The 13,717-nt window shown below is 60.6% G+C and carries 11 protein-coding genes and 2 pseudogenes; 3 read left to right on the forward strand and 10 right to left on the reverse strand.

Annotated elements, in window-relative coordinates; genetic code table 11:
- Window positions 1–52 precede the first annotated feature (52 nt).
- Both catC and PZN02_RS22865 read right to left on the reverse strand, forming a co-directional pair.
- Window positions 53–343, reverse strand: coding sequence for a muconolactone Delta-isomerase (catC, locus tag PZN02_RS22860; RefSeq protein ID WP_280662947.1), 291 nt, complete (start codon window positions 341–343; stop codon window positions 53–55).
- A 4-nt stretch (window positions 344–347) separates the two neighbouring features.
- The gene (locus tag PZN02_RS22865; RefSeq protein ID WP_280662948.1) at window positions 348–1,499 is read right to left on the reverse strand and encodes a muconate/chloromuconate family cycloisomerase; all 1,152 of its coding nucleotides are present in this window, start codon (window positions 1,497–1,499) and stop codon (window positions 348–350) included.
- A 95-nt stretch (window positions 1,500–1,594) separates the two neighbouring features.
- Here PZN02_RS22865 and PZN02_RS22870 point away from each other — a divergent pair, with 95 nt between their 5' ends.
- The gene (locus tag PZN02_RS22870) at window positions 1,595–2,527 is read left to right on the forward strand and encodes a LysR family transcriptional regulator (RefSeq protein ID WP_280662949.1); all 933 of its coding nucleotides are present in this window, start codon (window positions 1,595–1,597) and stop codon (window positions 2,525–2,527) included.
- 186 nt (window positions 2,528–2,713) lie between these two features.
- Here the strand turns inward: PZN02_RS22870 and PZN02_RS22875 are convergent, their stop codons facing one another.
- The 3 genes and pseudogenes from PZN02_RS22875 to PZN02_RS22890 form a co-directional block, all read right to left on the reverse strand.
- On the reverse strand, window positions 2,714–3,832 hold the full coding sequence (locus PZN02_RS22875; protein WP_280662950.1) for a nucleotidyltransferase family protein: 1,119 nt from the start codon (window positions 3,830–3,832) through the stop codon (window positions 2,714–2,716).
- Window positions 3,833–4,485: 653 nt separating this feature from the next.
- Window positions 4,486–5,529 carry an ABC transporter ATP-binding protein gene (locus tag PZN02_RS22885; protein WP_280662951.1) on the reverse strand — a complete coding sequence of 348 codons (1,044 nt, stop codon included), beginning with the start codon at window positions 5,527–5,529 and terminating at the stop codon, window positions 4,486–4,488.
- A gap of 19 nt (window positions 5,530–5,548) precedes the next feature.
- Window positions 5,549–5,737 (reverse strand): annotated as a pseudogene (locus tag PZN02_RS22890) (carbohydrate ABC transporter permease); the annotation flags it as partial.
- Between the two features lie 64 nt (window positions 5,738–5,801).
- Between PZN02_RS22890 and PZN02_RS22895 the strand changes: the two are divergent.
- On the forward strand, window positions 5,802–6,803 hold the full coding sequence (locus PZN02_RS22895) for an IS30 family transposase (protein ID WP_013851102.1): 1,002 nt from the start codon (window positions 5,802–5,804) through the stop codon (window positions 6,801–6,803).
- A gap of 39 nt (window positions 6,804–6,842) precedes the next feature.
- Here the strand turns inward: PZN02_RS22895 and PZN02_RS22900 are convergent.
- The 5 genes and pseudogenes from PZN02_RS22900 to PZN02_RS22920 form a co-directional block, all read right to left on the reverse strand.
- Window positions 6,843–7,508 (reverse strand): annotated as a pseudogene (locus PZN02_RS22900) (carbohydrate ABC transporter permease); the annotation flags it as partial.
- Window positions 7,498–8,430 (reverse strand): carbohydrate ABC transporter permease, encoded by a 933-nt coding sequence (locus tag PZN02_RS22905; RefSeq protein ID WP_280662954.1) that lies wholly within the window; start codon window positions 8,428–8,430, stop codon window positions 7,498–7,500. The pseudogene PZN02_RS22900 and the gene PZN02_RS22905, both read right to left, overlap by 11 nt.
- 12 nt (window positions 8,431–8,442) lie before the next feature.
- Complete coding sequence (locus tag PZN02_RS22910; protein WP_280662955.1) at window positions 8,443–9,726, reverse strand: ABC transporter substrate-binding protein; 1,284 nt, start codon at window positions 9,724–9,726, stop codon at window positions 8,443–8,445.
- Between the two features lie 28 nt (window positions 9,727–9,754).
- Window positions 9,755–11,356: an FAD-dependent oxidoreductase gene (locus tag PZN02_RS22915; protein ID WP_280663237.1), complete on the reverse strand. Its 1,602-nt coding sequence runs from the start codon at window positions 11,354–11,356 to the stop codon at window positions 9,755–9,757.
- A 14-nt stretch (window positions 11,357–11,370) separates the two neighbouring features.
- Window positions 11,371–12,459, reverse strand: coding sequence for a LacI family DNA-binding transcriptional regulator (locus tag PZN02_RS22920; RefSeq protein ID WP_425336343.1), 1,089 nt, complete (start codon window positions 12,457–12,459; stop codon window positions 11,371–11,373).
- A 689-nt stretch (window positions 12,460–13,148) separates the two neighbouring features.
- Between PZN02_RS22920 and PZN02_RS22925 the strand changes: the two genes are divergently transcribed.
- Complete coding sequence (locus PZN02_RS22925) at window positions 13,149–13,412, forward strand: hypothetical protein (protein WP_280663238.1); 264 nt, start codon at window positions 13,149–13,151, stop codon at window positions 13,410–13,412.
- Window positions 13,413–13,717 lie beyond the last annotated feature (305 nt).

Genomic DNA, 13,717 nt, shown 5'->3' on the forward strand with positions numbered 1-13,717 from the left:
TTTTGAAACTGCGGCGGCTCCCGTCCTCCCGGAAGCACCGGTGACGACGATATCAGCTATCGTCTTCGCGGATCGCGGAGGGATGCCGCAGAAGCGGCGTCACCTCGATGTCCATGAATTTGAACAGCGGAAGTCCGGAGAGAACCTCGTGCAGTTCCGCATTGTCCCTGACGTCAAACACGCTGTAGTTCGCGTACTGACCGGCAATCCGCCAGATATGCCGCCACTTACCGGTACGCTGCAGTTCCTGCGAATAGGCCTTCTCCCGGGCGATGACATCGGCCGCTTCGGCAGCGGGCAGGTCATGGGGAAGGTTCACGTTCATCCGCACATGAAAGAGCATGGTCTCACCCCACTACGCGCAAGGTCGAAGCTAGCTTGCCATCCCTTCGGAAGCGATTGACGGCTTCCTCGGAGAGGACCACGCCGAGCCCTGGACCCGTTGGCAATCGCAGCTCAAAGTTCTCGAAGCGCAGCGGCTCCTCCAAAAGCTCCTCCGTCAGAAGCAGCGGTCCGAAGAACTCGGTGCCCCATTCCAGTTCCTTGACCGTCGCCATCAACTGAGAGGCGGCGATCGTACCGATCGGCCCTTCCAGCATGGTGCCGCCATAAATGCTGACCCCAGCGGCCTCCGCGATCGCGATCACCCGGCCGGCGGCAAACACCCCCCCGGCCTGCTCGATCTTGATCGAGAACACGTCGGCAGCCCGCGCCGTCGCCGCCTCGAGCGCGCTTTCAGGTCCAACCAGAACCTCGTCGGCCATGATGGCGATCGGGGAAGCCCGCCGAAGACGGGCAAGCGATGTGATCCCTTGCACCGGTTGTTCGACCAGCACGCAGCCAACGTCAGCCAGAGCCTGGATGGCATTGCGCGCCTCCCGCTCCCGCCACGCCATGTTCACGTCGACCCGGATGGAGACCATGTCCGGCAGCGCATTGCGGATCGCGCCCACATGGCGGATATCCTCCTCGATCGATTTCACGCCGATCTTCAGCTTGAAGTCCTTGTGGCGCCGCCGGTCGAGCATGGCTTGCGCCTCGTCGATGTCCTTGGCCGTGTCTCCGGAGGCAAGCGTCCAAGCGATCGGCAGGCTGTCGCGGCGCCGGCCACCGAGCAGTTCCGACATGGGCAGACCGAGGCGGCGCGCATGACAATCGAGCAGGGCCGCCTCGACTGCGCATTTGGCAAAGTGATTTCCCTTGACCGCTTTGACGACGAGGTCCATGGCCGCCTGGATGCGCGTCGCGTCACGGCCGATCAGCAGCGGCGCGATATACGCGTCGATCGTCAGTTTCATGCCTTCCGGACTTTCCGCCCCGTAGGCGAGACCGCCGATCGTCGTCCCCTCTCCGAGCCCCTCGAAGCCGTCGGAGCAACGGACGCGGACGATGGTCATGCTTTGCCGGTTCATGGTCACCATCGACAGCCGATGTGGTCGGATGGTGGGCAGATCGAGTATAATTGTTTCGATCGCGCTGATGCGGATTCCCGTAGACACCAGGCTTTCCTCCCTTGATTACGGGGAAATTAGCGTCCACTTTAAATTCAGTCCAAAACTATAAAAGTTGGATTTGATACCTGAAAGGTATAATCATGGAGCTGAGGCAGCTGCGCTATTTTCTCGCCGTCGCGCGCGAGCGGAACTTCTCGCGTGCTGCGGAAATCCTGCACATCGCCCAGCCGCCCCTCAGCCGGCAGATCCAGCAATTGGAGGATGAGCTCGGCGTTCTGCTTATCGACCGGTCGAACCGTCCTCTCGATTTGACGGAGGCTGGCCGCTTCTTCTACGAGCAGGCCGGACAGATCATTGCCCGCACCGAGCACATGCGCGAGCAGGCGCGCAAGATCGGCTTGTCGAAACGGGAGCGTTACGTCATCGGCTGCGTCGGCTCGACGCTTTATGGCGGCATCCCGGACCTCGTCCGCCGAATGCGCGAGCGCTGGCCGGATCTCGACATCGAGATCCGGGAAATGATGTCGACCGAGCAGGTCACCGCTCTCAAGGAGAGGCGGATCGATGTCGGCTTCGGCAGGGTCCGCTTCAACGACAGGGAGGTCGAGAGGCTGACGCTTCGGGAGGAACGACTGGTGGTCGCCTTTCCAAAGGGGCATCCGAAATCGCTCTGCATCGAACCGATCGCCCTTGCCGAACTGGAGGGAGAACCGTTGATCGTCTATCCGTCGGCGCCGCGGCCGAGCTTTGCCGACGAGGTCCTCAACATGTTGACCGAGCAAGGCATTTCTCCTGGCAGCGTGGAGGAGGTTCGCGAAATTCAGACGGCATTGGGTATCGTGGCGGCCGGGATGAGCTTGTGCGTCGTTCCCGCGGCGTCGCAGCGGCAAAGACCCGACGACGTGTGTTACCGCATCATAAAAGACGAGAGCGCCACGTCGCCGATCATCATGAGTTTCAGACGCGACGATGCGAAGGGAAGGGTCGATGAGATCAAGCAGCTCATTCGCGAGATGTACGCCGACAACCCGCCGTGGCTGCAGCTATCCAACGTGCAACTCGATCGGGCCTGAGATTGCCTCGCATTCGCCCTGGAGCGGCCATTCGAGATGGCACTTTACCTTGTTCGCGCGAAACATGACCCTTCCCCGGGGGTCCGCTTCCGGCCATGATTTTTCGATGGCCGCCGTGAACGGAATCGAACTGCGGTCCTGTAGCTGGGATTGCCTGCGGATTTTCACACGAACCGAATGGCCCCATCACCTCGGCGGAACTGCAGGCCTCTCCTCGACATCGTACTTGCCAGGGTTCCGCTCCAACTTGCGGATGCCCTCGCTAAGCGCCGATCGGATCCGCTGACGAAGTCCCTCCTCGATCTGGTCCATGCTCTTGCGGATCGCTTCTTTCCAGGCCGGGCCGCGGTCGTAGGCTTCCATAAAGGCATCGGCCAGGTCTTCCGTCTGTCGCTGTTCGATCATGGCTTCCATCACAGTGGCAGCCTGCGCCCGGTCCTTTCGGCTTTTCGCTGTGCCGTCGTCGTCCATTCGACGACGGCTGGCGACGATGAGTTTGTGAATGGCGTATCGTTCCGGAGCGGGAACATTCACGAGCACGCCGGGACCGTGCAGCAGAACGGCACGAATCGGTTGATAAATCAGGAAGTCGAGAAATCGAAGCGGTTGCGCCGCAGCTCCGCCGAGTGCGGGCATGGGCGTCGGACGCCCACCATAGTCCTCGGAACCACGGTTCGGAGTGAGGAATTCGACCTTATAGCCGGAGCGGGACGCATACTGCGTTGTGAAGCGACCATCAGCCTGATGCGGAATCTCCCTGAATGTGGGATCGACCTTCCTCAGGGTCTCAAGCACGGACGGTATCTGGTCGTCGACAGCAACGGAGATCGAATGGAACTGGGCAAAATCCGCATCAGCCGTGATCATCGCGGTCCCCGGCAGGCGAACCCCCAATACGGCTGGATAGCACTGGTAGGCGACGGTGCCGATCAGGACGCCGCGCAGCCGGAAGAAGCCTGCCTCGGCGAGCGCCTGCACGATGTCGCCGGTCTGTCTTTCCGGGCGCGGCAGATACGCCTCGCGCACGAGCGTCGAGACCAATTTCCGGCGTTCGCGGATGTCGGCCTTCAGATCCTTGAAGGTCTCGACACGTTTTGTGATCTCGGGATCGTCGACAGGGCCGACATAGGTTCGTTTCTTGCCACCCTGCCCGTCCGGGAGATCGAAGTACCAATATCTGCGCCCCTTTACCTCAGCGGCGATAAAGCGGCCGTCGACGTTAAACTCGCTTGCAAATGAGCCATCGAGCGACCTTTGGGCGAGCTCGCTGTAAAGCGTCTGGTAGGTATGTGGGATCTGCTGCATGTTTGTTATTACCATATTTGCGATAACGGTAACAACACGCCTTCGAACGAATGTCACCCGAAGAAGTTGTTACCATAATTGCGCCGACGGTAATAACACAGACCTCGCGAGCGTACTTGTAACCGTCTGCAGGCAGCAGACCCGAACCTGAGCCGCGTCGCCGTCCGTGGTTTCCGTTGATACGTTATGCGACCATAGGATCACAGAACGTGAACATCTGGCGAGCGACCGTGGCCTATGCGCAATCATGCGCCGACATTTTCGCGGCGGCGCCCGGATTCTCGAATTCTCATCCTTAAATGCCAAATCTAACTGAAACAGCCGCATGCCAGTCAGGCGAGAAAAGTCGATGCCCTGAAGCAGGGCTCGCCTGAGTTCGTTTGGTGTGCAGTCTTGGCATGCGCTTCCGCGGAATCTTTTGGAACCGTGATCCAAGCAAACTCGACATTTGGGCTGAAGATGCTGTCGATTCGGGTCTCGTCGCCGTCGAGCGGTTTTCACGCGTTCTGCGCGGCGACGTTGGTGCCGTCTGCAACGCCATCGAACTGCTGCCGTGGAACAACGGTCAATGCCGAAGTACGACGATCGCGATTGGCGCCGGTCGATCGGTGCCTATCCGCAGGAGACTTGTCGGCCGGTGCAGCAGTACGGTGTCACAGACGCTGACCGCCATCGGCCGCGAAGAGGTGAATATTGGCAAGGTCAGGGCGAACACGGATTGTAGCCTCCGGCGGAAGCGACACGCGCTCGCGGAACACGCCGGTGACCTGGCTTTCACCGAGCTTCATTGTCACTTGGGTTTCAGAGCCCATCGGCTCCACGAGGACGATCTCGGCGGGTACCCCATTGTCATCAAGGGTGAAATGTTCCGGCCGGATGCCGTAAACTGCTTTACGACCTTTCAGCTCATGCGCCGGCAGCGGCAGCAGGATGCCTGGCGCAGCAAAACCATCCGAGGTGATCGTGCCAGTCAGGAAATTCATCGCAGGCGAGCCGATGAATCCTGCCACGAACTGGTTGGCGGGCCGGTCATAGAGATCGAGCGGCGCACCGATCTGTTCGACGCGGCCACCGTTCAGCACAACGATCTTGTCCGCCATGGTCATAGCCTCCACCTGATCATGGGTGACATAGATGGTCGTGGTCTTCAGCTTCTGGTGCAGGCTCTTGATCTCGCCGCGCATGACGACGCGCAGCTTAGCATCGAGGTTGGAGAGCGGCTCATCGAACAGGAAAACCTGAGGATTGCGAACGATCGCGCGGCCCATGGCGACGCGCTGCCGCTGGCCGCCGGAAAGCTGGCGCGGATAGCGGTCGAGCAGATCGGACAGGCCGAGGATAGCCGCCGCCCATTTGACCCGCTCGGCGATCTCCGCCTTGCTGGTGCCACGGTGCTCCAGCGAAAAGGCCATGTTGATCGCGACCGTCATATGCGGATAGAGCGCATAGTTCTGGAAGACCATGGCAATGTCACGGTCCTTGGGGTCGAGGTCGTTGACCACGCGCCCGCCGATGCGGATCTCGCCGCCGGTGATCGTCTCAAGCCCTGCGATCATGCGCAAAAGCGTGGATTTGCCGCAGCCGGACGGACCGACCAGTACGACGAACTCGCCGTCGCTTATGCCGAGGTCGACACCGTGGATGATGTCGACGGCACCATAACTCTTGCGGACACGGGAAAGGGTAACTTCAGCCATCAATCAGCTTTCCGGTTCTTCAGCCCTTGAGGCCGGTGTGCGCGAGCCCCTCGACGAATTGCTTCTGCGCGATGACGAAGACGATGAGAACGGGAAGCGCCGTCAGGGTCGCGGCGGCGAGCTGGATGTTCCACATCGGACCGCCATAGGCATCGGTATATTGGGTCAGCGCCTGCGGCAACGTGAACCTTTCCGCGCTCGACAGGAGGTACATTCTATTTCCAAGTGCGACATGCCAATAAAAACAAAGGCTTCGCCCTGGAGATTTTTGGATGTCGCAGTGCTATTTGCAGCTCACCCTTCCCGATCGCCGACGCGTGCATCAGCTTCTCGAACGCAAGGTGCCGATTGCTGAGATCGCCCGCCAACTCGGTCGGCATCGATCGACGATCTATCGTGAACTGAAGCGCAATACCTTTCATGATGCCGAGTTTCCGGAATACAGCGGCTATTACAGCGGTATCGCCAACGACATCTCGAAGGAGCGTCGGCGACGGCTGCGCAAGCTCAGCCGCCACGCGCAATTACGCGAACTGGTCATCGAGCAGCTGAAGGCACTTTGGTCGCCGGAGCAGATCGCCGGCCGTCTGCTTGCCGATGGTGTGAGCGCCGTCCGCGTCTGCACCGAGACGATCTATCGCTTCATCTATAGCAAGGAAGATTATGCGCTGGAGCTCTATCAGCATCTGCCGGAAGGCCGTCGTAAGCGCCGCCCACGCCGCTCCCGCAAACCCCGTGACGGCTCGATCCCGTTGGACTGCAGGATCAGCCAACGCCCTGATTTCATTGCCGATCGCTCTCAGTTCGGCCACTGGGAGGGTGATCTCCTGATCTTCCGGCGCGACCTTGGTGAAGCCAATGTCACCTCGCTGGTCGAGCGCAAGAGCCGCTACACGGTGATGATCAAGAATGGCAGCCGTCACTCTCGTCCGCTCATCGACAAGATCATCGATGCCTTCTCACCGCTACCCGCCTTTGCCCGGCAGAGCTTCACCTTCGACCGTGGTACCGAGTTTCGCGGTTTCAAGGCTTTGGAAGATGGACTCGGCGCCAGGAGCTGGTTTTGCGATCCGAATTCACCGTGGCAGAAAGGCGCGGTCGAGAACACCAACAAGCGCATCCGTCGCTTTGTGCCGAGCGATACGGACCTGTCCGCCGTCAGCCAGCCGCAACTGGTCGCCCTCGCCCACCATCTCAATTCACTGCCCAGGAAGTGCCTTGGTTACCGCACGCCCGCCGAGGTCTTCATGGCCCATTTGCGCGATTGCGGGTAATCCCCTACCCTCCACTCGTCATTGTTGCACTTGGATTAGATTCTCCAGGAACACGATCGGTTCGAGGAACAGGTTCCAGGAATGCAGGAAGGTGAAGATCGCAACCGATGCCAGCGCCGGCTTGGCGAGCGGCAAAGCGATCTTGCGAAAGATCTTCAAACGCCCGAGGCCGTCGACACGTGCCGCCTCTTCCAGCTCCGTGGGTAACGTTACGAAGAATTGCCGCATCACGAAGGTGGCGAAGACACTCGGTGCACCGAAGATCGGCACCAGGATCAGCGGCCAATGAGTATTCACCATGCCAGCCTTCAGGAACATCTGGAAGAGCGGCACGATTGTCACTTCCGAGGGGATCAAGAGGCCGAGCAGCACGATCATGAAAATTGTGTTGGCGAAAGGAAAACGAATGCGGGCAAAGGCATATCCGGCCATAGAGGAGACGACCATCGTACCGATCGTCACCACCGCGGCGATATAGGCCGAGTTCCAGTATTGCTGCACGAAGGGCTGCAGCTCGAAGACCTTTTGATAAGTCGTCCAGTCGTAATTCTGCGGCACCAGTTGCGGCGGAAAGGCGAAGATATCGCTGATCGGCTTTACCGAGGACGTCACCATCCACCAGGTCGGGAAGACGAAAGGGATGAGCAGCACGCACATCAGCCCGTAGAGAGCCACCTTCATGCGCGGAGAAACCTCAGTTTTCATAGAAGACAATCCTCTTGCGCATCTGCCACTGGGCAAAGGTGAGCACGGCGACGATCAGGAAGAGCAGGATCGACAGCGTTGAACCGTAGCCGAAGAAATGGAACTGGAAGGCCTGCTGGTAGAGGTAATAGACCAGAACCGTCGTCGAAAGCCCTGGCCCGCCCTGGGTCAGCACCGCGATCTGCGCGAAGACCTGAAGCGACCCGACGATGGTGATGATCGAGGTCAAGAGGATGGTCGGGCTGATCAGCGGCAGGGTGATGCGGCGGAACTGCTTAAAGCGCGGCGCGCCGTCGATCCGCGCAGCCTCGTAGAGCTCGTTCGGCACGCCCTGCAGGGCCGCTAGGAACAGGATCATATTGAGGCCGACATTCTTGAAGACCTGCACGACGATGACGGAGATCATCGCGGTCGTTTCCTCGCGAAGCCAGTTCGGCCCCTCGATGCCGAAGACCTGTAGCACGCCGTTGATGCCGCCATTCTTCTGAAGCAGGAAACCCCAGACGATCGTCCAGGCGACCAGCGAGACGACGACCGGCGAGAAGAACAGCGTGCGGAAGATGGCGATGCCCGCGAGCTTCTGGTTGAGAAGAACCGCAAGCAGAAGCGCCAGGGAGAGGTTGAAGACGACGAGCCCGGCGGAAAAGATCGCCGTCGCGCCCAGGACTTCGAGGAGGTTCGTATCCTCAATCAGCATCCGGTAGTTCTGCGCACCCGTATAGGTGAAGGTATTGGCAAGCACGTCCCACTCGTGCAGCGAATACCAGAAGACGAGCCCGAGCGGGATCAGCACGAAAACGACGACGCCGATCAGCTGCGGGGCGATGAAGAGGAAACCAGCGAGGCTGTCGCGCCGCGCAACCGTCCAGAACGGCGATGAGGAGCGGCCCTCCGGAATTGCGTGCTCCTGCGCGACAGCCATCTTTATGCTCCCTTAGCGCTTCAACAGCGGGCCGATCTGGCCGCAGATCTTCTGGAGCGTGCCCGGGATATCCGCATCCGGACGCCAGACGGCATCGAGGCCGGAACGGACGGCCTGCTGGATCTGCGCAAAGCCGGTGTGTCCGGGGATGACCTTGCCCGTCGTAATTCCGGAGATGACGACTTTGTCGAGCTGCTCCTGACTCAGAAGCGGGTTGGTCTTCTTCAGCACTTCGGCATTCAGCAGCGACTTGCGAGCCGACGGGAAGAACTGGCTGAGCTTGATCGAGTTTTGCGGGTTCGTCATGTAGGCGACGAATTCGGCAGCCGTTTTGGCGTTCTTACCCGCCTGCATGACGCCGATACCAGCCTGGCCGATCAGCGCATAGTCACCGGCCGGACCCTTCGGCAGCGGCACGAGATCCCAGGCGAAAGGCTTGTCCTTCGGCAGCAGTGAGGCGCGGCTGATCTGTGTGATCGTCATCGCCGCATTGCCGGCGAAGAAATCGACGTTTTCGCCGGGGCCCGGGATCGCCTTTTTCTTGAAGATCGCGTCGTGAATGAAAGTCAGCGCGTCGACCATTGGCTTTTCGGTCATCGAGCAGGTCTTGCCGTCCGCGCTCCAGGGAGAGGCGCCCCAGCCATTCCAGATGGAGGCGAGATTCTGCCACATCTGATAATTGAAATCGCGGACGATCAGGCCGCCCTTCCCCGCCACCTTGTCCCCGCGGCCGACGGCGGAAGCTGTGGCGATCGCGTTGTCCCACGTCCAATGGCCAGCGGCGATGAGTTCGGCCGGGGTCTTGGCGCCGGCTGCCTTGATCACGTCGTTGTTGACGAACATCGCAAATGGCGAGGTGGAGAACGGATAGGCATAGAGCTTGCCGTCCTTCGACCAGCGCTCGGCGGCCGTCGCACTCAGCTCGTCCAGATTATAATCCTTCGCGGCCTTCAGCGTGTCGGTCAGCGGATAGAGCGCGCCGGAATTGACGAAGTCATAGGCTGCCGTCTCGAAAATCCAGGCCATGTCCGGGGCATTGCCGCCGGCGATCTGGGTCGTCAGGGCCGTCGTATAGGTATCGAACGGTAGCGATTCGTAGGTCACCGTGACATCCGGATGGTCCTTCTTGAAGCCCGCGGCAATCTCGTTGAAGAGCTTCAGATGCGCCTCGTTGGCGCTCCAGATCGTCATGCGCAGGTTGACCGCGTCCTGCGCATTGGCAAAACCGCTCCAGGCTAGCGGCGCGGCGATCGCCCATGCCGCGACCGCCGATTTCAACGACTTGTGATAGTTCATTCCCGTTCCTCCTCCAAAGATTGGGTGATCAGTAGGCCGCGATATCCGGCCAGCGGATTTCGATGCCTTCCCGGGTGAGCTCTCGCTGGAAGTCGCGCAGACGCTCGTCGTTTTCCTGGACCTGGTGAGGTTGCAGCTCCTTCTCAAGGCAATAGGCCGCGAGCATGCCGGCCACTTCGCCGATATTCCATTCGACCGGATGCAGGCGGTAGCAGCCGTTGGTGATGTGGGTGGTGCCGATGTTCTTGCCGGCCGGAATGAGGTTCTTCATCCGCTCAGGCAGGAGCGCGCCAAGCGGGATCTCGAACGGGCAGGACGGCACGTCGATATAGTTGTCGCCGCCGGTCGAGGGATGCAGGTCGATGCGATACATGCCGATGCCGACACTGTCGCGATAGCTCACGGCACCTTTTTCTCCGCGTACCGCATAGGAAAGATCCTGCTCGACGATGCGCGTGACCGGCTTGATGCGGCGGCTTTCGCGGATATAGGGCGCCATGGCGAGGCCATGTTCGGTGCCGGTGGTGTCGCCGCGCAGGCGAAGCCCGCGATAGCCCTGTCCGCCGTCGATGCGCGGCGCTTCCGTCTGCAGCCAGTAGAAGACCGAATAGGAAAGATCGGCGGCGGACTTCAGGTGCTTCGCCTTCTCCTCCTCGGAAACGTCGATGATCGTGCCGTCCATATAGTCGATCATCGGCCAGTTCACGAGGCAGATGTCGGATTCGTAGAAGCCGGGCTGGAAATTGCGGCGGGCCGCGATGCGGCGGAAGAGCCAAAGGTTTTCGTCTCCGCCACCCTTGCGCTGGTCGGCATCGACGAGCAGCGGATCGTCGTCCGGGTTCGGCGTGAACGAGCGGGTCGTGAGTTCCAGTGTGCGCGGATGTGGCGCGGTGAAGCCAAGCAGCGGTCCGCCCCAGAAATGCGGTTGGTACTTGCGCCAGTAGTCGTAGTTCTCGGGCTTGTCGATCGTCTGATCGCCATCCACGTGATCAACCGCGAAGCAGATCGAAATGGCCTGGACATTCTCCGGCTGCGCTCGCGGCGGCGCGCTCGGCTCGCCCGTGTCCGACTGCGCCTCGAAGCCCTTTGCATATTCCGTGCCGGTTATTGGCAGCAGGTCGCCGAGTTCGGTCGCATCGAGTATGTAGACGGCGGAAATGGTGATCTCCCGGCCGGTATCGCGATGACGCACGGTGACGGAGCGCACCGTATCCCCATCCACGTCTGCGGCAACCGGACGATACGGCTGCAGCACCTTCAGCTTGCCCGCGCCGCGGTACGGCATCAGCATGGCTTCCATGACCGCGAGGCTGACGCGCGGCTCAGCGCAGATGCGGCTCACCCAGCCGGCGCCGGGATTGAGATCACCCCAAGCGCGGGCACCCTCGGTCAGCGGATAGTTGTCGCGGTAATACTGGCGGATGCCGTTGCGCAGTTTCCGATAGGAGCGGGTGATGCCGAACTGCTCGACCCAGGTATGCTCGTCGGAAGGCACAGCCTGGCTGGTCGACTGGCCGCCAATCCAGTCAAATTCCTCGGTCATGATGACGTTGCGCCCCGCCCGGCAGGCTCCGAGCGCGGCCGCCACGCCGCCGAGACCGCCGCCCACTACCAGAATAGCTGTATGCATCTCTGTCACGTTCATCACGTCCGTTTCTTTGCGGGCCAAAAGGCGTGTGCAGGACCAAGGGTCTCGCCCTCGACCGGTTCACAGGTCAGGAGAATTTGTTGGATGGGTGCGGCGCCCTCGATGCGGCGCACCAGCATGGCGGTCGCCTGCCGGCCCATTTCCTCGCGGGGAATGTTGAAGGAGGCGAACTGCACATGGCTGCGTTCGGCGCGAACATGGCTGCCGAGCACGACGGCCGAAAAGTCACCCGGAAGAGACAAGCCGCGCTCGCGGGCAGCGACTTCCACGCGCACCGCGTCGGCAAGTTCGACGAAAAAGGCCGCCGTCGCGCCTTTGGCAAAGACCGCAGCAAGGATTTCGTCGGCCGGCCGGCCGACGGCATCGATATGGAGAACCAGGTCGGCGCCATCCCCTACCGCCGCGGAAAATCCATTCCAGCGATCGACGATGGACTCGGCCGGGCCTGAAGGACCGATATAGGCGAGCTTGGAATGCCCGAGCCCCCGCGCCTTCTCCACCAGCGCGCGGGTAGCGGTTGTGTAATCGCCACCGACGTAGGGAACGGGTCCGCCAGCGTCCTCGCGTCGGCCGATCGCCACGAATGGATAGTCTCCGGCAACGAGCTTCTTCAGTTCGGCCCGGTCGAATTCCCGGCCGAGCACCAGGCAGCCGTCCGCTATCCTCAACCGGTTGCCGTCAGCGAAAATCTTGCGGTCCTTGCCGACGCCCGCGCCCGTCAAAAGCAGAAGGTCGTAGTTCTGAGCCTGCGCCTCCTCCTCAATACCGAGCAGGAAGGGCAAGAAAAAGTCCGCCTGTTCACTCGGAAAGGCCGGTTCGTAGGTGAAGACGCCGAGGATACGGTTGAGGCCCTTGGCCATACGCCGCGCGATCGGGTCGGGCACGTAGCCGGTCGTGCGGATGACCTGCTGGACCCGCTCGCGGGTTTCCTGCGGAATGCGCGCGAGGGCTGTCTGAGCCCCGTTCAGAACAAGCGAAACGGTAGCCTGGCTGACGCCGGCCAGTTTCGCAATATCGTTCTGAGTCAAGCGCCTAGGGCCTGCCACGGAAGCTCCTCCCTGCTCCTCCTGGCTGCTAATACGCATTAGCAGCTAATGCGTATTAACAAGATGAGATCGGCTGCTGTCAAGCAGAAAAGCCACGCAACAGGCTCGGAGCCTTGTTGTTCATCTTCAGCCCGATCCTCGAAGCCGCCTGCTACTGGTGACTCATGAATGAGTTGGCGGATTGTGACTTTCGCCGAAACCTGTGGGCCCCGGACTCGGCCTGATCGCGTGCGGCAACGCGTTCCTTGGCGGCCTGGTCATGGTCATCGTTGGACGAGAGCAACGGCACGCGGTCCGGGAAGTCGACCAAGATCCCACAAACAGGTTGTGGTAAAGCTGATGAGGCCGCCAGTAGTGATGGAGGACGAACATGACCACGCCATCGAGCCAAAAGGTGTCGCCATCAACGACACAGGTCTCCCTGGCCGTGACACCACACATTGAGAAAGCGGCGCTGATTGTGTCTTGCGGCGGAACAGTTGCCCAGCCATAGGCAGCACCAGCCGCAATCGCGGCCAAGGGCGCGACGAACAACCATGGCGACAAGGGCCTCCTGGCGCGCCTTGCCGGTCGCTGTTTCTGTCGTCGGAATTTTACGACGGTCCCCACCGCTTCCCCCGTCACAGGTGGAGTAAAGCAGAAAAACAACCATGCGTCGAGGCGAAGGCGGTCGGATGCGCTCGCAAGCCAGCAATCGTGTTCACCAACGGAACATGTTATTAATGGCAATGCCTGAAAGCGAACAGCAGTACGAGTTTTCTGAATTCTCCGGCGAATTTGTCGACGACGACGTCATGGTCACTATCGGCATATACCGCCCAGCGGGCACGAATGGGGATTGGACGCTCGAGGTGGTCGACCAAGAAGGATACTCGACCGTTTGGGACGATCTCTTCTCTACTGACCGCGAAGCGTTTGAAGAATTCTTGGCAACCATCCAGCGGGACGGAATCCGCAGCTTTCTCGACCTATCCATTCACACGGTGCATTGACGCTTCACCACGGCATTGCCGTTGTTGGCATTCACCACGCAAGGAAGGTCTGCCGGATAAACTCGCAAGCACGCGTATCCGCCGCATCTGTCGGGTTTATTTGCAGGAGCGTACCGGAGGCGCGGAATCAGACCTTCCCTGTCGTCAGCTCGGGCCGATAGCTTTGTGCCGTAGCTCGATCGGATCTACATCTTTTCCCCGCATCCGACGAAGGCAACTGGATGCGCCCAGCCGGGAGTAGCTCGAGCTCGGCGCACCATTTGCAAAAGTGTACCTTCTGGAAAACCATAGCGAATCAGCCGCAT

Source organism: Sinorhizobium garamanticum (assembly GCF_029892065.1).
Taxonomy (GTDB): domain Bacteria; phylum Pseudomonadota; class Alphaproteobacteria; order Rhizobiales; family Rhizobiaceae; genus Sinorhizobium; species Sinorhizobium garamanticum.